Genomic DNA, 18550 nt, shown 5'->3' on the forward strand with positions numbered 1-18550 from the left:
AATCAATATAAAGTTGTATACAATCACTCCATCGCTGTGACGCCACCCTGCCATTGCACCCTCGGGCGCGCCACACCACCTGTCAACACGAACAAGAAGGAAGACTGCAGTGAGCGCTGACTACCCTCGCGACCTGATCGGTTACGGCAGTAACCCTCCGCACCCACACTGGCCGGGCAATGCCCGCATCGCCCTGTCTTTCGTACTCAATTACGAAGAAGGCGGCGAGCGCAACATCCTGCACGGCGACAAAGAGTCTGAAGCGTTCCTTTCGGAAATGGTCTCGGCGCAACCGCTGCAAGGCGCGCGCAACATGAGCATGGAATCGCTTTACGAGTATGGCAGCCGCGCTGGCGTCTGGCGGATCCTGAAACTGTTCAAGGAATTCGACATTCCGCTGACCGTTTTCGCCGTGGCCATGGCCGCCCAGCGTCACCCGGATGTGATCCACGCCATGGTCGAGGCCGGCCACGAGATCTGCAGCCACGGCTACCGCTGGATCGACTACCAGTACATGGACGAAGCCCAGGAACGCGAGCACATGCTCGAGGCGATCCGCATCCTCACCGAAATCACCGGCGAACGCCCGTTGGGCTGGTACACCGGCCGTACGGGTCCGAACACGCGCAAGCTGGTGATGGAAGAAGGCGGTTTCCTCTACGACAGCGACACCTACGACGACGACCTGCCCTACTGGGAACCGAACAACCCGACCGGCAAGCCGCACCTGGTGATCCCGTACACCCTGGACACCAACGACATGCGCTTCACCCAGGTCCAGGGTTTCAACAAGGGCGACGACTTCTTCGAATACCTCAAGGATGCGTTCGACGTGCTGTACGCTGAAGGCGCCGAAGCACCAAAGATGCTGTCTATCGGCCTGCACTGCCGGCTGATTGGCCGTCCGGCGCGCCTGGCTTCGCTCAAGCGCTTTATCGAATACGCTAAAAGTCATGAACAGGTGTGGTTCAGCCGTCGCGTCGACATCGCGCGCCACTGGCAGGAAACCCACCCGTACCAAGGGGCCGCGAAATGAGCGCCTTTCAAACCTTGAAACCCTCGACCTTGAGCCGCGACGCTTTCGTCAAAGCCTTCGCCGACATCTACGAACATTCGCCATGGGTGGCCGAAAAGGCCTTCGACCTGGGCCAGGACGCTTCGATCGACCAGATCGAAACCCTGCACCAGCGCATGAGCGACATCCTGTTGAGCGCCGATCACGCCAGCCAGCTGGCTTTGATCAACGCTCACCCGGACCTGGCCGGCAAAGCCGCCGTCCAGGGCCAACTCACCGAAGCCAGCACCCATGAACAGGCTGGCGCCGGTATTCACCAATGCACGGCCGAAGAGTTCCAGCGCTTCACCGAGCTGAACGACGCCTACAAGGCCAAGTTCAAGTTTCCCTTCATCATGGCGGTAAAAGGCAGCAACCGGCATCAGATCCTCGCGGCGTTCGAAACGCGCATCCACAACCCGCAAGATACCGAGTTCAAGTGCGCGCTGGCGGAGATCAACAAGATCGCCCTGTTCCGATTACTGACCCTATAAGCAAGCCTGGCCCGGGTGCTGTTAAACGCGAAAAGTACCCTGGGCCCTGCAAGCATCCCAAGCCAACTTATTAAAGGCAGACAAGAAGAATGAAAGCTTACGCCGTACCTTTCGAGAAGTTCGTCAACCTGGCCGACGCCCGCCTGGGCACCAAAATCATCTCGGTCACCGATGACTGGTTCGCAGACGCCAACCGTCTGTTCCAACCGACCCCGGCCGTGTGGAAGGAGGGCGTGTTCGATGACAACGGCAAGTGGATGGACGGCTGGGAGTCGCGCCGCAAGCGCTTCGAAGGCTACGACAGCGCGGTGATCCGCCTGGGTGTGCCTGGCTCGATCAAGGGCGTGGACATCGATACTTCATTCTTCACCGGCAACTTCCCACCGTCGGCCTCCCTGGAAGCCTGCTTCCTGGCCTCGGGCGAGCCGGATGCAAACACCCAGTGGACTGAAGTACTGTCCGCCGTCGAGCTGCAAGGCAACAGCCACCACTACCACGAAATCAGCAACGACCAGGCCTTCAGCCATCTGCGCTTCAACATCTACCCGGACGGCGGTGTAGCCCGCCTGCGCGTCTACGGCATTCCGTTCCGCGACTGGTCGGCTGTGGGCGACAACGAGCAAGTCGACCTGGCCGCAGCCCTCAACGGTGGCCGCGCCCTCGCCTGCTCCGACGAACACTTCGGCCGCATGAGCAACATCCTCAACCCGGGCCGTGGCATCAACATGGGCGACGGCTGGGAAACCGCGCGTCGTCGCACACCGGGCAATGACTGGGTGATCGTCGCCCTGGGTCACCCGGGCGAGATCGAGAAAATCATCGTCGATACCCTGCACTTCAAGGGCAACTACCCGGACAGCTGCTCGATCCAGGGCGCGTTCGTGAAAGGCGGTACCGACAGCCAGATCGAAACCCAGTCGCTGTTCTGGCGCGAACTGCTGCCAAGCCAGAAGCTGGAAATGCACGCCGAACACACCTTCGCCGAGCAGATCAAGGCCCTGGGCCCGATCACCCACATCCGCTTGAACGTGTTCCCGGACGGTGGCGTGAGCCGCCTGCGCGTTCTCGGCAAGGTTGCGAAGTAACACCCGATCGTTCCCACGCTCTGCGTGGGAATGCATACCGTGACGCTCCGCGTCACAGTGGACGCGGAGCGTCCATGGCGGCGTTCCCACGCAGAGCGTGGGAACGATCAAACACAGAATTCGGATAAGAACAGCATGCGCACACTGACGATTGAACCGCTGACCAAAGAAGCCTTCGCCCCTTTCGGTGACGTGATCGAAACCGACGGCAGCGATCACTTCATGATCAACAACGGTTCGACCATGCGCTTTCACAAACTGGCGACGGTGGAAACCGCAACGCCAGAGGACAAGGCGATCATCAGCATTTTCCGCGCCGACGCGCAGGACATGCCGCTGACCGTCTGCATGCTGGAGCGTCATCCGCTGGGCAGCCAGGCTTTCATTCCGCTGCTCGGCAACCCCTTTCTGATCGTGGTCGCGCCACTTGGCGATGAACCTGTATCAGGCTTGGTCCGCGCCTTCGTCACCAACGGCAGGCAGGGCATCAATTACCATCGCGGCGTCTGGCACCACCCGGTGCTGACGATCGAAAAGCGGGATGACTTCCTGGTGGTTGATCGCAGTGGCACAGGCAATAACTGCGATGAGCATTTTTTCAAAGAGGATGAGCGTTTGATCCTCGCCCCCCACCAATAAGAGAAGGTCTGATCACTCGACAACAAGAGTGACAGGCGAGAGGTAAAGACTGTGGAAGCACATCTGTTGGAATGGCTGAACCTGAGCGTGCGCTGGGTTCACATGATTACCGGCGTGGCCTGGATCGGCGCATCGTTCTACTTCGTCTGGCTGGAAAACAACCTCAATCGGGTCAACCCGAAAAGCGGTCTGGCCGGTGATCTGTGGGCGATCCACGGCGGCGGTATCTATCACCTGGAAAAATACAAACTGGCTCCGCCGACCATGCCGGACAACCTGCACTGGTTCAAATGGGAAGCCTACTTCACCTGGCTGTCGGGTATCGCGCTGCTGTGCGTGGTGTTCTACTCCAATCCGACGCTCTACCTGCTGGCTCCGGGCAGCACCCTGAGCGGCCCTGAAGGCGTGGCCATCGGTATCGGCTCGCTGTTCATCGGCTGGTTCGTCTACTCCTTCCTCTGCGACTCGGCCCTGGGCAAGCGCCCTGCCCTGCTCGGTTTCATCCTGTTCGTGCTGATCATCGGCGCGGCCTATGGCTTCAGCAAGGTGTTCAGCGGTCGTGGTGCGTACCTGCACGTCGGCGCGATCATCGGCACCATCATGGTCGGCAACGTGTTCCGCATCATCATGCCGGCGCAACGCGCACTGGTGGCGGCGATTGCCGAGAACCGCACGCCGGATCCGGCGCTGCCGGCCAAAGGCCTGCTGCGTTCGCGTCACAACAACTACTTCACCTTGCCGGTGCTGTTCATCATGATCAGCAACCACTTCCCGAGCACCTATGGCAGCCAGTACAACTGGTTGATCCTGGCCGGGATCGCGGTGCTGGCGGTGTTGGTGCGTCACTACTTCAACACCCGCCACGACAGCCACAAGTTTGCCTGGACCCTGCCAGTGGCAGCGGTGGGCATGATTTGCCTGGCCTACGTGTCCGGGCCGAAGCCGATGTCCAGCGCCCCTGAAGTGGCCAAGGCACCTGCTGCGATCGAGTACCAGCCACTGCCGGAAACAGCAGTGGGCGGTGGCTTGAAACCGGCCGAAGCCAAACCTGCACAAGCGCCTGCCGCCGCCCCGGCGCAAGCGTCCAATGCCGGTCCTGGTTTCGACAAGGTCCACAGCGTGATTCAGGAACGCTGCACGGTTTGCCACTCGTCCAAACCGACCAGCCCGCTGTTCAGCGCAGCCCCGGCCGGCGTGATGCTCGACACCCCCGAGCAGATCCGCCAGAACGCCGCGCGGATCCAGGCTCAAGCCGTCGCCAGCCAGATCATGCCACTGGGCAACATCACCCAGATGACCCAGCAGGAACGTGACCTGATCGGCGCCTGGATTGTTCAGGGTGCTCCGACCAATTAATCGTTGAAAAGCTTCGCTGGCAAGCCAGCTCCTACAGGGTTTCGCATGACCTGTAGGAGCTGGCTTGCCAGCGATTGGCCGCGACGCGGTCCACCTGATGCACAAAATCACAAGAATAAAAATGATCCGAGGTGTTGCATGTCCGAGCTCTCCCAAGCACGCATCCCCGACGCACCCGCCATTCAGCGTTTGCCTCTCTTGCAACTGATCCTGGTCGGTTTGCAACATGTTCTGCTGATGTACGGTGGCGCCATCGCGGTGCCGCTGATCATCGGACAGGCCGCTGGCCTGAGTCGTGAAGAAATCGCCTTCCTGATCAATGCCGACCTGCTGGTCGCCGGCATCGCCACCATCGTCCAGTCACTCGGCATCGGCCCCATGGGCATTCGCATGCCGGTGATGATGGGCGCCAGTTTCGCCGCCGTCGGCAGCATGGTCGCCATGGCCGGCATGCCCGGTATCGGCCTGCAGGGGATCTTCGGCGCGACAATCGCCGCCGGGTTCTTCGGCATGCTCATCGCGCCGTTCATGTCCAAGGTCGTGCGCTTCTTCCCCCCTCTGGTGACCGGCACGGTCATCACCTCGATCGGTCTTTCGCTGTTCCCCGTGGCCGTGAACTGGGCCGGCGGCGGCGCGGCTGCCGCTCAATTCGGTTCGCCGATCTACCTGACCATCGCCGCGCTGGTACTGGGCACCATCCTGCTGGTGCATCGCTTCATGCGCGGTTTCTGGGTCAATATTTCGGTGCTGATCGGCATGTGCCTGGGCTACGTGCTCTGCGGCGTGCTCGGCATGGTTGACCTCAGCGGCATGGCTCAGGCGCCATGGCTGCAGTTCGTCACCCCGCTGCATTTCGGCATGCCGAAATTCGAGCTCGCGCCAATCCTCTCGATGTGCCTGGTGGTGGTGATCATTTTCGTCGAATCCACCGGCATGTTCCTCGCCCTGGGCAAGATCACCGGCCAGGAAGTCTGCCCGCGAATGCTGCGCCGTGGCCTGCTGTGTGACGCCGGCGCTTCATTCTTCGCCGGTTTCTTCAACACCTTCACCCACTCCTCCTTCGCGCAGAACATCGGCCTGGTGCAGATGACCGGCGTGCGCTGCCGTTCGGTGACCATTGTCGCCGGTGGCTTGCTGATCGTCCTGAGCCTGCTGCCCAAGGCCGCATTCCTCGTGGCCTCGATTCCCCCGGCGGTGCTGGGCGGCGCGGCGATTGCGATGTTCGGCATGGTCGCCGCCACCGGGATCAAGATCCTGCAGGAAGCCGACATCGGCGACCGGCGCAATCAGTTGCTGGTGGCGGTGAGCATCGGCATGGGCCTGATCCCGGTGGTGCGTCCGGAGTTTTTCGCCCACCTGCCCCTGTGGATGAGCCCGATCACCCACAGCGGTATCGCGATGGCCACGCTCAGTGCGCTAACGCTGAACCTGCTGTTCAACATCCTTGGCGGCGCTGAACGCGCGGCCATCAACGACTGCCACGCCCACACCCACTAAGTCAGAAGCACACACCCCCTGCAGGAGCCGGTTTGCCGGCGAAAGCGGAGTATCAGGCGAGATTGATTCTGGATCTGCTGGCCTCTTCGCTGGCAAGCCAGCTCCTACAGGGGGTAGGGGTTTCCTGCGCCTTGAAAATAAGAAAAAGAGGGAGCAACAGATGATTCGTACACAGACAAACCTGTTGTTGGCAGGCGGTCTTTTGGCCGCCACTCAAGCCATGGCCGGCGATTTGCTGCTGTGGCAAACCAACAGCCTGAGCTACCTGTACGGCAAGGATTTCGCGGTCAACCCGTCGATCCAGCAGACGGTAACCTTCGAGCACGCCGATCGCTGGAAGTACGGCGACAACTTCATGTTCATCGACAGCACCTACTACAACGGCGAGAAAGACCGCAACAAGGGTGTTCACGCCTATTACGGCGAGTTCAGCCCGCGCCTCTCCCTGGGCAAGATCCTCGACCGCCGTTTCGAATTCGGCCCGATCAAGGACGTGCTGCTGGCCATGACCTACGAGAACGGCGAAGACGACACCGAGGCCTACCTGATCGGCCCCGGTTTCGACCTTGCCATACCAGGCTTCAACTATTTCACCTTGAACTTCTATAACCGCCAGACAGAAGGCTCGCGTCCCGGCGATGATGTCTGGCAGGTCAGCCCGGCCTGGTCCTACACCGTTCCACTGGGCAACTCGAGCGTGCTGATCGACGGCTACCTGGACTGGGTGGTGGACAACGACCAGAACTCCCACGGCACCTATCACGCCAACGTGCACTTCAACCCGCAGATCAAGTACGACTTGGGCAAAACCCTTGGCTGGCGGGAAAAACAGGTGTACGTCGGCGTCGAATACAGCTACTGGAAAGACAAGTACGGCATCGAAAACAACGGCAATCTCGACACCAATGAAAACACCACCAGCCTGCTGGTGAAGGTGCATTTCTAAGATGACCCGCAACCGTGCCCCACACCTGCCGTCGGTGCGCTGTTGCGGGGCACTTGAGACCTGGCCAAGGAGTCAGTATTCTCCGCGGCCGCCTGAATCCGCTTTAAAAAAAAGCCCGGATTTAATTCCTGACCAGAAAGCCAACTTATCCCGGCTCTGGACGGTACCAAGGCGTCCCCAAACCACTCTCAATCGACTGTTTTTGAGCAGCCGAGCGGGAGTTTTTTTGTTTTCTGAAAGCCTTGGCGCAGCTCTTGCTTACAGCACTAAAGCTGACCGATTGGATGACTTTTTGCAGCTACGGAAAAGACGCCACACCAGAGCGTCGACCTTAAAAAAATAACGTGAAACCACTACTTTTTGGGAGCAACCGAATGAAACGTACGTGCACTAGCCTGATGCTGGCGGGATCATTGCTGGCGGGGGGTCAGGCCATGGCCGGCGACTTGCTGCAATGGCAGAACAACAGCCTGACCTACCTGTATGGCAAGGACTTCCAGGTCAACCCGCGCATCCAGCAGACCGTGACCTTCGAACACGCCGACGGCTGGAAATACGGCGACAACTTCTTCTTCATCGACAAGATCTTCTACAACGGCAAGGAAGACTCTTTCGCGGGTGAAAACACTCACTACGGCGAATTCAGCCCGCGCCTGTCGTTCAACAAGATCTTCGATCAGAAGCTGGAGTTCGGCCCGATCAAGGACGTGCTGCTGGCCATGACCTACGAGTTCGGCGAAGACGACACCGAGTCGTACCTGATTGGTCCGGGCTTCGACCTGGCCATCCCCGGCTTCGACTACTTCCAGCTGAACTTCTACAACCGTCACACCGAAGGCGACCGCCCGGGTGACGATGTCTGGCAGATCACTCCGGCATGGTCCTACACCATCCCGGTGGGCGACTCGGACGTGCTGATCGACGGCTTCATGGACTGGGTAGTCGACAACGACGTCAACGACAAAGGCGAATACCACGCCAACCTGCACTTCAACCCGCAGGTCAAGTACGACCTGGGCAAGGCGCTGAACCTGGGTGCCAAGCAACTGTACGTCGGTGTCGAGTATGACTACTGGAAAAACAAGTACGGTATCGAAGACAGCCAGGGCTTCAAGACGGATCAGAGCGTGACCAGCTTCCTGGTCAAGGTTCACTTCTGATTTAAAACTTCGCAAGCAGGCTCGCTCCCACACGCGATCAACTGTGGGAGCGAGCCTGCTCGCGATGGCTTCACCTCCGATCTCAGGCCGGATCCACCGGCTGCGCCACCCCCAAAAACCGGCACAACTCATCGCGCTTGGCCAACGCATCCCGCCGCCCCAGATCGATCAACTCGCTGCAATACCCCGCCTCGAACAGCAGATAACTCAACACCCCTGCCCCGCTGGTCTTGGTCGCCCCCGGTCCACGCAAGAACAGGCGCAGCGCCGCCGGCAGCTCCTGACGGTGCCTTGCGGCAATCTCGTCGATCGGTTGACTCGGTGAAATCACCAGCACTTCCACCGGTGCCACGCCCAGCGTTCGGACCGGGGTGCCATCGGGCATTAGGTGACTGAACTGATTCAAGCGCTGCAACAGCTCGATATCGCTTTCGAGGCTGTCGATGAACGTACTGTTGAGCATGTGCCCGCCAATCTGCGCCAGGGTCGGTTGTTGCCCGGAATAGGCGCGCTGCAGCGGCTGCTCGGGATCGATGCCGCGCGGGTTGCCACTGACACCCACCACCAGCACTCGACTGGCGCCCAGGTGCAACGCCGGGCTGATGGGCGCCGATTGGCGCACCGCGCCATCGCCGAAATATTCCTCGCCGATTTTCACCGGAGCGAACAGCAGCGGAATGGCGGAGCTGGCGAGCAAATGGTCAACGGACAATAGCGTGGGAATGCCGATCCGGCGATGGCGCAACCAGGCGTCGATGGTGCCGCCGCTCTGATAGAAGGTGACCGCCTGGCCGGACTCATAACCGAAGGCGGTGACGGCGACCGCGTGCAACTGCCTTTGGGCGATGGCGTCGGCGATGCCGCTCATCTGTAGTTTGTCATCGAGCAACCCGCGCAACGGCGAGCTGTCGAGCAACGCCACCGGCACCTGCGCGCCGAGGCCCAGCAAGCTGTGACTGACGAACCGGGTGGCCTGGCTGATCACCCCCGGCCAGTCGCTGCGCAACACCAGGTGACTGCGAAAGCCCTGCCAGAACGCCGTCAGGCGCTCGATGGCCGCGCGAAAATCCATTGCCCCGCTGGCCAGGCTGACCGCATTGATCGCCCCGGCGGACGTGCCCACAATCACCGGAAAAGGATTGTCCGCGCCCAAGGGCAGCAACTCGGCAATCGCCGCCAGCACGCCCACCTGATACGCTGCCCGAGCCCCGCCGCCGGAAAGAATCAACCCTGTGACCGGTTCAGCAGGACTCATCGCAACGCTCCATGGTGCATGTCGGGATCGGCCGTTCAGCCGCGTTTTGCGTACAGCTTCGGCTCACCGGGCGGGCGGCTCTTGAAGCGGCGATGGGCCCAGAGGTATTGCTCTGGACAGTCACGCAACACGCCTTCGATCCACTGGTTGATGCGCAAGCAGTCGGCTTCCTCGGTTTCACCGGGAAAGCCTTCGAGCGGCGCGTGGATCACCAGGCGATAACCACTGCCGTCCGCGAGGCGCTCCTGGGTGAACGGCACCACCAGCGCCTTGCCCAGCCTGGCGAATTTGCTGGTGGCGGTGACGGTGGCGGCCTGGATGCCGAACAACGGCACGAAAATGCTTTGCTTGGCGCCATAATCCTGGTCCGGTGCATACCAGATCGCCCGGCCGGCCCGCAGCAACTTGAGCATGCCGCGCACGTCCTCGCGCTCGATCGCCAGGGAATCGAGGTTGTGCCGCTCCCGCCCGCGACGCTGTACATAGTCGAACAACGGGTTCTTGTGTTCGCGGTACATACCGTCGATGGTGTGCTGCTGGCCGAGCAGCGCGGCACCAATTTCCAGCGTGGTGAAGTGGACAGCCATCAGGATCACGCCCTTGCCGTCACGCTGGGCATTCTTCAGGTGCTCCAGACCCTCGACATGGGCCAGTTTCGCCAGCCGTTCGCGCGACCACCACCAGCTCATGGCCATTTCAAAGAAGGCGATTCCGGTGGAAGCGAAGTTTTCCTTGAGCAGTCGCTTGCGCTCGGCCGCGGATTTTTCCGGGAAGCACAGCTCGAGATTGCGCTTGGCAATGCGCCGCCGGTCGGCCGCCGCTCGATACATCACGGCACCCAGGACCCGACCGATCCACAGCAACGCCGGATACGGCAGCTGGACAATCAGCCATAACAGCCCCAGGCCGCACCAGAGCGGCCAGAAACGTGGCATCAGAAAAGTTGTTCGAAAACGCGGGCGATCCATTAATGGTTCCGAAAAGACGATGGCCGCGCATTCTACATCGTTCGACCCGGCTTGCGGCTTGCGGGCGTTCTCGTTATAAGTCTGGGCACTTTTAGTGACAAGTCGTTGTATGCCGAACATGAGCCAAACCGAACCGCTAGACCAAGATCCCGTGTTCCAGCTGAAGGGCAGCATGCTCGCCATAACGGTGCTGGAACTGGCCCGTAATGACCTTGAAAGCCTCGATCGGCAACTGGCTGCCAAGGTCGCCCAGGCGCCGAATTTCTTCAGCAACGCGCCGCTGGTACTGGCCCTGGACAAACTCCCGGCCAACGGTGGCGCAGTCGATCTGCCCGGCCTGATGCGCGTTTGCCGCCAGCACGGCCTGCGTACCCTGGCTATCCGCGCCAGCCGTATCGAAGACATCGCGGCCGCCATCGCGGTCGACCTGCCGGTGCTGCCGCCGTCCGGTGCCCGTGAGCGAGCGCTGGACCTGAACGAAGGGGTCGTTGCGAAAAAGCCGGAAAAACCAGCGGAACCGACGATCAAGCCAACGAAAATCATCACCTCGCCAGTACGTGGTGGCCAGCAGATCTATGCCCAGGGCAGCGATCTGGTTGTGATCTCCTCGGTAAGCCCGGGGGCGGAACTTCTCGCCGATGGGAACATCCATGTATACGGCCCGATGCGCGGTCGTGTGCTGGCGGGCGTCAAAGGCGATACCAAGGCACGGATTTTCTGCCAGCAAATGAGCGCTGAACTGATCTCCATCGCCGGTCATTACAAGGTTTCCGAAGATCTGCGCCGCGACCCGTTGTGGGGCTCGGGCGTCCAGGTCAGCCTGTCAGGCGACGTGTTGAACATCATTCGGCTTTAACGGATACTGCCGCATTTTCCAAGCATCTCTAAAACGTAGCGAAAACGGCTCAAACGAAGTAGGAAACAGGCTACAGACAGTGTTTACCGGGGGTAAATGCCGTCTGCGGCCACATTCCAGCCAAGGCTGTCCAACTGCTGTAGTTTTCAAGAGATGTTTTTCAGGGGCTAAAAGTCCTTTTTCCTTAGGGGTGAAACACCTTGGCCAAGATTCTCGTGGTTACATCCGGCAAGGGTGGTGTGGGTAAGACCACCACCAGCGCCGCTATCGGTACCGGCCTCGCTCTGCGCGGTCACAAAACAGTCATCGTCGACTTCGACGTCGGTTTGCGTAACCTCGACCTGATCATGGGTTGCGAGCGCCGCGTGGTATATGACTTCGTCAACGTGGTCAACGGCGAAGCCAACCTGCAGCAGGCCCTGATCAAAGACAAGCGCCTGGAAAACCTCTACGTGCTGGCGGCCAGCCAGACCCGCGACAAAGACGCGCTGACGGTCGAAGGCGTGGAAAAAGTCCTGATGCAACTCAAGGAAGACTTTGAGTTCGTGGTCTGCGACTCCCCGGCGGGTATCGAAAAAGGCGCTCACCTGGCCATGTACTTCGCTGACGAAGCGATCGTCGTGACCAACCCGGAAGTGTCCTCGGTACGTGACTCCGACCGCATGCTCGGCCTGCTGGCCAGCAAGTCGCGCCGCGCCGAACGCGGCGAAGACCCGATCAAGGAACACCTGCTGATTACCCGTTACCATCCAGAGCGCGTGAGCAAGGGCGAAATGCTCGGCGTCGAAGACGTCAAGGAAATCCTCTCGGTGACCCTGCTCGGCGTGATCCCTGAATCCCAGGCGGTGCTCAAGGCATCCAACCAGGGCGTTCCGGTGATTCTCGACGACCAGAGCGATGCCGGGCAGGCCTACAGCGACACCGTCGACCGCCTGCTGGGCAAAACCGTGGAACATCGTTTCCTCGATGTACAGAAGAAGGGATTCTTCGAGCGCCTGTTTGGAGGCAATTAAACAATGAACCTTTTTGACTTCTTTCGTGCCAACAAAAAGCAAAGCACCGCGTCGGTAGCGAAAGAGCGTCTACAGATCATCGTGGCGCACGAACGCGGCCAACGCAGTACCCCGGACTACCTGCCAGCCTTGCAGAAGGAATTGGTCGAGGTGATTCGCAAGTACGTCAATATCGGGTCCGATGATGTGCACGTCGCACTGGAAAGCCAGGGCAGCTGCTCGATTCTGGAACTCAATATCACCCTGCCAGATCGCTGAGTCGATCCGGCTGGAGCCACGGCGGCTCAGAACCCTCGCTCCTTTACTAGGGACCGAGGGTTCTGAGTCGCCGTTGGCGTTTGTTACGAGGCTGTTTTATGCCGCTGTCCAATATCCACATCATCCATGAGGACGCCGCTGTCCTGGTGGTCAACAAACCCACCCTGTTGCTCTCCGTGCCCGGTCGGGCCGACGATAACAAGGACTGCCTGATCACCCGCCTGCAGGAAAACGGTTACCCGGAAGCGCGAATCGTCCATCGCCTGGATTGGGAAACATCCGGCATCATCCTGCTGGCCCGGGATCCCGACACGCACCGCGAACTGTCCCGACAGTTTCACGACCGCGAAACGGAAAAAGCCTACACCGCCCTGTGCTGGGGCCAGCCCGAGCTCGACAGTGGCAGCATCGACCTGCCGCTGCGCTACGACCCGCCAACCAAGCCGCGCCACGTGGTGGACCATGAATTCGGCAAACACGCCCTGACCTTCTGGCGTGTACTGGAGCGCTGTGGCGACTGGTGCCGCGTCGAACTCACGCCGATCACCGGACGCTCGCACCAATTGCGCGTGCACATGCTGTCGATCGGTCACCCACTGCTGGGCGACGGACTCTACGCCCATGAGCAAGCCCTGGCCGCCTGGCCACGACTCTGCCTGCATGCCAGCATGCTCAGCTTCACGCACCCACAAAGCGGTGAGCGACTGCGCTTCGAGTGCCCTGCACCTTTTTGAGCCAGTGACCGCGCAAGCCCTAGAAAACGCCCTTGCACTCAAGGGCGCTCTTCATTTCTTGTTACAACATGTCAAACAGCCGTGCACCTGCATTGCCCCAGGCCAATACGGTAAACTTGCGCCTCTGTCGCCTGGAGCTACCTATGCGCGAAGCGCTGCCCCCCCTGGAAAAAACACCGCATCAGTTGCTCTACCTCATTTATGGCAACCAGGATGTTTACCGGCGCGAAGCCAAGTTCAGCATGCTCACCGCCCTGGCACAGCTCAAACGGGGTGAGTCGCTGTGTATCAGGGTCATGACCGATCGCCCCCAGGATTATGCTGGCTGGCCGGTCGACACCATCGCCCTGAGCGAGCAGACCCTGACCCAATGGCAGGGCGAAAACGGCTATCACCACCGACGCAAGGCCTGCGCCATCGCCCAGGGGCTGAAGCTTGCGCACAAGACCCTGTTCGTCGACACCGATACGCTGTTTCTCGAATCACCCCATCGCGTCTTCGAAAAGATCGGTCCCGGGCGCTATGTCATGGACCGCTTCGAGTACGACTGGAGCTACGTCTGTGAACGCCCGGACTACGTCAAGCTCGGGCGTTGCCTGCAAGCCCACGGCATCTCGTCCAACAACAGTTTCAAGCTGTATAACAGCGGCCTGTGCGGTGTCACCGACGGCGATACGCCCCTGCTCGAAGAGTCGATCCGCCTGATCGATGAATGGACCCAGGGCTCATTCGACATCCACACCATCGAGCAGATCGCCCTGTCGTTCGCGATGCGCAACCAGCCCGTCCAGCAAGCGAAGAAGTTCGTTTATCACTACTTCGCTGAAAAACGCTTCTTCCACGCCATGCAGAAGCATTTTTTCAGCCGTCATGGCGAGCCGTTCCGCCCCGAGCTGCCGACCCTGTGCACCGAAGTCCCACGCTGCAAACCCGTGCCTTCGCCGTGGCAGCGCCTGCGCATCAAGTGGAAACTGCGCAACAAGCACAAGAGCGTGAAAAAGGTCGGTCGCGACTTGCTGTATGGCAGCGCGGCGCCGGATCATCCGTATTACGAAGTGTGCCGCCATGAGTGGTGGGAGTCCGCCTCCCGGGAAATCCTGCGCTGGGAAGAAGACAAACAGAAAAGGTTCTTCGGCACGGACAAGGGTCGCTGGCCAAAACACCTGCCCCGGCCGGCGAAATCCTCGGACGAGCAAACCATTATCGCTTATCTGCGCGAGCGGATGGCCGATTGACCGCCTGGCAAGCCCTGCGCTGAAAGCTCTTGCCCAATGCGCCGGGCCAATACGTTAAACTGGCGCCATTGCTGTCTGGAGCTACTTATGCGCGAAGAGTTGAACCAAGGCCTGATTGATTTTCTCAAGGCCTCCCCTACCCCGTTCCACGCCACCGCCAGCCTTGTTCAGCGACTGGAAGCGGCCGGGTTCCAACGCCTGGACGAACGCGAGCCGTGGAACACCGAAGCCAACGGTCGCTACTACGTTACCCGTAACGACTCCTCGATCGTCGCGATCAAGATGGGCCGGCACTCGCCGCTGCACGGTGGCATTCGCCTGGTTGGCGCCCATACCGACAGCCCGTGCCTGCGGGTAAAGCCTCAGCCAGAATTGCAGCGCCAGGGTTTCTGGCAATTGGGCGTCGAAGTCTATGGCGGCGCCCTGCTGGCCCCCTGGTTCGACCGCGACCTGTCCCTCGCCGGCCGCGTCACCTTCCGACGTGACGGCAAGGTCGAAAGCCAGTTGATCGACTTCAAGGCGCCGATCGCGATCATTCCCAACCTGGCCATTCACCTTAATCGTGAAGCCAACATGGGCTGGGCCATCAATGCCCAGACCGAGCTGCCACCCGTACTTGCGCAATTCGCCGGTGACGAGCGCGTGGACTTCCGTGCGGTGCTCACCGACCAGTTGGCCCGCGAACACGGCCTGAACGCCGATGTCGTGCTGGATTACGAACTGAGCTTCTATGACACCCAAAGCGCCGCCGTCATTGGTCTGCATGGGGACTTCATCGCCGGTGCGCGCCTGGACAACCTGCTGTCCTGTTACGCCGGCCTGCAAGCGTTGCTGACCACCGACACCGACGAAACCTGCGTATTGGTGTGCAATGACCACGAGGAAGTCGGCTCCTGCTCGGCCTGTGGCGCCGACGGCCCGATGCTGGAACAGACGTTGCGCCGCCTGCTGCCGGAAGGTGACGAGTTCGTGCGCACCATCCAGAAATCCCTGCTGGTCTCGGCGGACAACGCCCACGGCGTGCACCCCAACTACGCCGACAAGCACGACGCCAATCACGGCCCGAAACTCAACGCCGGCCCCGTGATCAAGGTCAACAGCAACCAGCGCTACGCCACCAACAGCGAAACCGCCGGGTTCTTCCGCCACCTGTGCATGGCCGAAGAAGTACCGGTCCAGAGCTTCGTGGTGCGTAGCGACATGGGTTGCGGCTCGACCATCGGGCCGATCACCGCCAGCCACCTGGGCGTGCGCACCGTGGACATCGGCCTGCCGACCTTCGCCATGCATTCGATCCGTGAACTGTGCGGCAGCCATGACCTGGCGCACCTGGTGAAGGTACTCAGCGCGTTTTACGCCTGCCGCGAATTACCGTAATACTCTCGGTTGCCGGCAAACCAGGCGACGCGGTGTGTCAATCACACCGCTTTCGCTGGCAAGTCGGATCGCCGCACCGCAGCGCCTACAAGGTTTTACTCAAAAGCCACCTAGACTTAAATTATCCCTTTCGACAAGGCAGTCGCCATGATCACGATGTCCTCGTTCCACGCCATGCTGATCCCTATTCTTATCGGAATGATCATGCTGGCAGTCGGTTTCAACTTTCGCGACAAGAACGCTGGCGTGCTTGCCATGTGGCTCGGCATGTTGCTGATCCTGGCCACGGTGATCTACAAGATCCTCGCCAAACTCAACGAATAAATCCCCGCCTCGGCTCGCATTGGTTTTGACGGGCTCGTACACTCGGTCGATCTGCCCATTTCGAGGTTGACCGCCTAGTGTTCGCTCGTCTATTTGCCCTGCCGTGTCTTTTTCTTATCTGCCTGATGACGCTGATGCCGTCAGCGCCCGCCCAGGCCGTCGGGCTGCCGAGCCTGCTTGGCAGCCAGGCAAAACCCCAACCCGAAGCGCAGGAACCCCTCGGGCAATCCCTTGATGAAGTGATCAAGTCGCTGGAGAACGATCAGCAGCGCAGCAAGCTGCTGGCGGATCTGAAGAAGCTGCGCGACGCCACAAAAAAAGCCCAACCGGTCGCCGAGGAAGGTGTTCTGGGCCTGATTGGCGGAACACTGGCCAGTTTCGAAAAGCAGTTTTCCGGCGCCGACAGCCCGATCACTCGCTGGTCCAACGAGTTCGACCTGGCCAAGGATGAATTGACGGCGCTGGTGCTGCCGGCCAACGAGTGGCTGCCGATCATCTTCGCCTTTGCGATGATCCTGATGGTCTGGAGCCTGCTGGCGGCGGCGCTGATATGGGTCAGTCACCGGGTGCGCATGCGCTTCGGCCTGACCGAAGAACTGCCGCAACACCCCAGGGCCCTGGACATGCTGCGTTTCGCCCTGCGCAAGCTGGGCCCGTGGCTGATTGCCCTGGTCATCACGGTCTACATGAGCTACGCCCTGCCGTCGTCACTCGGCAAAAGCCTGGCCATGGTGCTGGCGTATGCGCTGGTGGTCGGCACCTGCTTCTCGGCGATTTGCGTGATTGCCTTTTCCCTGCTCGACGGCCCGCACCGCCACCGGGCCTTGTACATCCTGCGGCACCAGGCCTTCCGCCCGCTGTGGTTGATTGGCAGTTTCGCCGCTTTCGGTGAAGCCCTGAGCGACCCACGCCTGATTGAAAGCCTTGGCGTGCACCTGGCGCATACCGCGGCGACGGTGGCCAACGTGCTGGCAGCACTGTCCACAGGGTTGTTCATCCTGCGTTTCCGTCGCCCGATTGCCCACTTGATCCGCAACCAGCCACTGTCCCGGCGCCTGACCCGCCGCGCCCTCAGTGACACCATCGATATTCTCGGCACTTTCTGGTACGTACCGGCGTTGGTGCTGGTGGGGATCTCCCTGTTCGCCACCTTCGTCTCGGCCGGCGACACCAGCACCGCGCTGCGCCAGTCGCTGATCTGCACCGTGCTGCTGGTGTTGTGCATGGTCATCAATGGCCTGGTGCGCCGTCATGCCCTAAAGCCGCAACGCGGGGCAAAGCGTCACGCACTGTATTCGGAACGCCTGAAAAACTTCTTCTATACCCTGGCCCATCTGTTGGTATGGCTGGCCTTCATTGAACTGGGCCTGCGGGTCTGGGGCATGTCGCTGATCGGCTTCACGGAAGGCGAAGGCCATGAGGTCAGCGTCAAGCTGTTCAGCCTGGTCGGCACGCTGATCTTTGCCTGGCTGATCTGGATTCTCAGCGACACCGCCGTGCACCATGCCCTCACCCGCTCGCGCAAAGGCCTGGCCAACGCCCGCGCGCAGACCATGATGCCGCTGATCCGCAACGTGCTGTTCGTGGCGATTTTCATCGTCGCGCTGATTGTCGCCCTGGCGAACATGGGCATGAACGTCACGCCACTGCTGGCGGGTGCCGGTGTGATCGGCCTGGCCATCGGTTTTGGCGCACAATCGCTGGTGGCCGACCTGATCACCGGGCTGTTCATCATCATCGAAGACTCCCTGGCCATCGACGACTACGTGGACGTCGGCGGGCATCTGGGCACCGTCGAGGGCCTGACCATTCGTACCGTGCGCCTGCGGGACATCGACGGCATCGTCCACACCATTCCGTTCAGCGAAATCAAGAGCATCAAGAACTATTCCCGGGAGTTCGGCTACGCGATCTTCCGTGTCGCGGTGCCTGCCAACATGGACATCGACAACGCGATCAAGCTGATGCGCGACGTCGGCCAGAAAATGCGCACTGACCCGCTTCAACGGCGCAATATCTGGTCGCCGCTGGAGTTTCAGGGCGTGGAAAGCTTCGAGTCCGGCAATGCGATCCTTCGGGCCCGGTTCAAGACAGCCCCGATCAAGCAGTGGGAAGTTTCACGGGCATTCAACCTGTCGCTCAAACGACATCTGGACGAAGCCGGGCTGGACCTGGCAACACCGCGCATGAGCATCCAGGTGGTGACGGCGGGCGGCGGCGAAGAAAAGGGCTAAACCCCTAAACGCAGAACAAAAAAAATCCCCGAACCAGTCGGGGATTTTTTATGTTCGATCAATCA

At 60.6% G+C, this 18550-nt stretch carries 18 protein-coding genes; 16 read left to right on the plus strand and 2 right to left on the minus strand.

The annotated features are described in order from the left end of the window. Nucleotides 1–109 precede the first annotated feature (109 nt). From puuE to BKX96_RS22220, 8 genes are all read left to right on the plus strand, one after another. Nucleotides 110–1036 (plus strand): allantoinase PuuE, encoded by a 927-nt coding sequence (gene puuE, locus BKX96_RS22185; protein ID WP_046817972.1) that lies wholly within the window; start codon nt 110–112, stop codon nt 1034–1036. Then, entirely contained in the window at nt 1033–1548 is a 516-nt protein-coding gene (gene uraD / locus BKX96_RS22190; RefSeq protein ID WP_046817971.1) for a 2-oxo-4-hydroxy-4-carboxy-5-ureidoimidazoline decarboxylase, read from the plus strand. Before puuE ends, uraD begins: the two co-directional genes overlap by 4 nt. A gap of 89 nt (nt 1549–1637) precedes the next feature. Continuing rightward, nucleotides 1638–2633: an allantoicase gene (gene alc / locus BKX96_RS22195; protein ID WP_046817970.1), complete on the plus strand. Its 996-nt coding sequence runs from the start codon at nt 1638–1640 to the stop codon at nt 2631–2633. Nucleotides 2634–2768: 135 nt separating this feature from the next. Next, the gene (locus BKX96_RS22200) at nt 2769–3272 is read left to right on the plus strand and encodes an ureidoglycolate lyase (protein ID WP_007898831.1); all 504 of its coding nucleotides are present in this window, start codon (nt 2769–2771) and stop codon (nt 3270–3272) included. Between the two features lie 51 nt (nt 3273–3323). Continuing rightward, nucleotides 3324–4628 carry a urate hydroxylase PuuD gene (locus tag BKX96_RS22205; protein WP_077185489.1) on the plus strand — a complete coding sequence of 435 codons (1305 nt, stop codon included), beginning with the start codon at nt 3324–3326 and terminating at the stop codon, nt 4626–4628. 138 nt (nt 4629–4766) lie between these two features. Then, a complete protein-coding gene (locus BKX96_RS22210; RefSeq protein ID WP_046817968.1) occupies nt 4767–6125 on the plus strand; it encodes a nucleobase:cation symporter-2 family protein in 1359 nt (452 codons plus the stop codon). A gap of 160 nt (nt 6126–6285) precedes the next feature. Further along, the gene (locus BKX96_RS22215; RefSeq protein WP_046817967.1) at nt 6286–7071 is read left to right on the plus strand and encodes an outer membrane protein OmpK; all 786 of its coding nucleotides are present in this window, start codon (nt 6286–6288) and stop codon (nt 7069–7071) included. Between the two features lie 374 nt (nt 7072–7445). Then, the gene (locus BKX96_RS22220; RefSeq protein WP_046817966.1) at nt 7446–8231 is read left to right on the plus strand and encodes an outer membrane protein OmpK; all 786 of its coding nucleotides are present in this window, start codon (nt 7446–7448) and stop codon (nt 8229–8231) included. Nucleotides 8232–8313: 82 nt separating this feature from the next. Here the strand turns inward: BKX96_RS22220 and BKX96_RS22225 are convergent, their stop codons facing one another. Together BKX96_RS22225 and BKX96_RS22230 are read right to left on the minus strand one after the other, a co-directional pair. Beyond that, nucleotides 8314–9486, minus strand: a complete 1173-nt coding sequence (locus BKX96_RS22225; protein ID WP_077185490.1) for a patatin-like phospholipase family protein — start codon at nt 9484–9486, stop codon at nt 8314–8316. A gap of 35 nt (nt 9487–9521) precedes the next feature. Next, on the minus strand, nt 9522–10454 hold the full coding sequence (locus tag BKX96_RS22230; protein WP_046817964.1) for a lipid A biosynthesis lauroyl acyltransferase: 933 nt from the start codon (nt 10452–10454) through the stop codon (nt 9522–9524). Between the two features lie 118 nt (nt 10455–10572). Between BKX96_RS22230 and minC the strand changes: the two genes are divergently transcribed. From minC to BKX96_RS22265, 8 genes are all read left to right on the plus strand, one after another. After that, on the plus strand, nt 10573–11310 hold the full coding sequence (minC, locus tag BKX96_RS22235; protein WP_046818010.1) for a septum site-determining protein MinC: 738 nt from the start codon (nt 10573–10575) through the stop codon (nt 11308–11310). A 200-nt stretch (nt 11311–11510) separates the two neighbouring features. Further along, on the plus strand, nt 11511–12323 hold the full coding sequence (minD, locus tag BKX96_RS22240; protein WP_046817963.1) for a septum site-determining protein MinD: 813 nt from the start codon (nt 11511–11513) through the stop codon (nt 12321–12323). 3 nt (nt 12324–12326) lie between these two features. Beyond that, the gene (minE, locus tag BKX96_RS22245; RefSeq protein WP_007974947.1) at nt 12327–12581 is read left to right on the plus strand and encodes a cell division topological specificity factor MinE; all 255 of its coding nucleotides are present in this window, start codon (nt 12327–12329) and stop codon (nt 12579–12581) included. Nucleotides 12582–12679: 98 nt separating this feature from the next. After that, the gene (locus tag BKX96_RS22250) at nt 12680–13315 is read left to right on the plus strand and encodes an RluA family pseudouridine synthase (RefSeq protein ID WP_020800410.1); all 636 of its coding nucleotides are present in this window, start codon (nt 12680–12682) and stop codon (nt 13313–13315) included. A gap of 143 nt (nt 13316–13458) precedes the next feature. Continuing rightward, nucleotides 13459–14550 (plus strand): hypothetical protein, encoded by a 1092-nt coding sequence (locus tag BKX96_RS22255; protein ID WP_077185491.1) that lies wholly within the window; start codon nt 13459–13461, stop codon nt 14548–14550. 87 nt (nt 14551–14637) lie between these two features. Then, nucleotides 14638–15927 carry a M18 family aminopeptidase gene (locus tag BKX96_RS22260; protein WP_046817960.1) on the plus strand — a complete coding sequence of 430 codons (1290 nt, stop codon included), beginning with the start codon at nt 14638–14640 and terminating at the stop codon, nt 15925–15927. 147 nt (nt 15928–16074) lie between these two features. Continuing rightward, a complete protein-coding gene (locus tag BKX96_RS32910; protein WP_162837837.1) occupies nt 16075–16251 on the plus strand; it encodes a hypothetical protein in 177 nt (58 codons plus the stop codon). A 77-nt stretch (nt 16252–16328) separates the two neighbouring features. Continuing rightward, complete coding sequence (locus BKX96_RS22265) at nt 16329–18485, plus strand: mechanosensitive ion channel family protein (RefSeq protein WP_077185492.1); 2157 nt, start codon at nt 16329–16331, stop codon at nt 18483–18485. Nucleotides 18486–18550 lie beyond the last annotated feature (65 nt).

The organism is Pseudomonas putida, from assembly GCF_001976065.1.
GTDB classification, from domain to species: Bacteria; Pseudomonadota; Gammaproteobacteria; order Pseudomonadales; family Pseudomonadaceae; genus Aquipseudomonas; species Aquipseudomonas serbica.

Bases quoted from the DNA above. Each gene is read 5' to 3' on its own strand.
- BKX96_RS22260 (WP_046817960.1), top strand. From the start codon at position 14,638: ATGCGCGAAGAGTTGAACCAAGGCCTGATTGATTTTCTCAAGGCCTCC.
- BKX96_RS22230 (WP_046817964.1), bottom strand. From the start codon at position 10,454: ATGGATCGCCCGCGTTTTCGAACAACTTTTCTGATGCCACGTTTCTGG.
- BKX96_RS22210 (WP_046817968.1), top strand. From the start codon at position 4,767: ATGTCCGAGCTCTCCCAAGCACGCATCCCCGACGCACCCGCCATTCAG.
- BKX96_RS22200 (WP_007898831.1), top strand. From the start codon at position 2,769: ATGCGCACACTGACGATTGAACCGCTGACCAAAGAAGCCTTCGCCCCT.
- BKX96_RS22220 (WP_046817966.1), top strand. From the start codon at position 7,446: ATGAAACGTACGTGCACTAGCCTGATGCTGGCGGGATCATTGCTGGCG.
- BKX96_RS22255 (WP_077185491.1), top strand. From the start codon at position 13,459: ATGCGCGAAGCGCTGCCCCCCCTGGAAAAAACACCGCATCAGTTGCTC.
- uraD (WP_046817971.1), top strand. From the start codon at position 1,033: ATGAGCGCCTTTCAAACCTTGAAACCCTCGACCTTGAGCCGCGACGCT.
- alc (WP_046817970.1), top strand. From the start codon at position 1,638: ATGAAAGCTTACGCCGTACCTTTCGAGAAGTTCGTCAACCTGGCCGAC.
- BKX96_RS22215 (WP_046817967.1), top strand. From the start codon at position 6,286: ATGATTCGTACACAGACAAACCTGTTGTTGGCAGGCGGTCTTTTGGCC.
- BKX96_RS22225 (WP_077185490.1), bottom strand. From the start codon at position 9,486: ATGAGTCCTGCTGAACCGGTCACAGGGTTGATTCTTTCCGGCGGCGGG.
- BKX96_RS32910 (WP_162837837.1), top strand. From the start codon at position 16,075: ATGATCACGATGTCCTCGTTCCACGCCATGCTGATCCCTATTCTTATC.
- BKX96_RS22250 (WP_020800410.1), top strand. From the start codon at position 12,680: ATGCCGCTGTCCAATATCCACATCATCCATGAGGACGCCGCTGTCCTG.
- minE (WP_007974947.1), top strand. From the start codon at position 12,327: ATGAACCTTTTTGACTTCTTTCGTGCCAACAAAAAGCAAAGCACCGCG.
- minC (WP_046818010.1), top strand. From the start codon at position 10,573: ATGAGCCAAACCGAACCGCTAGACCAAGATCCCGTGTTCCAGCTGAAG.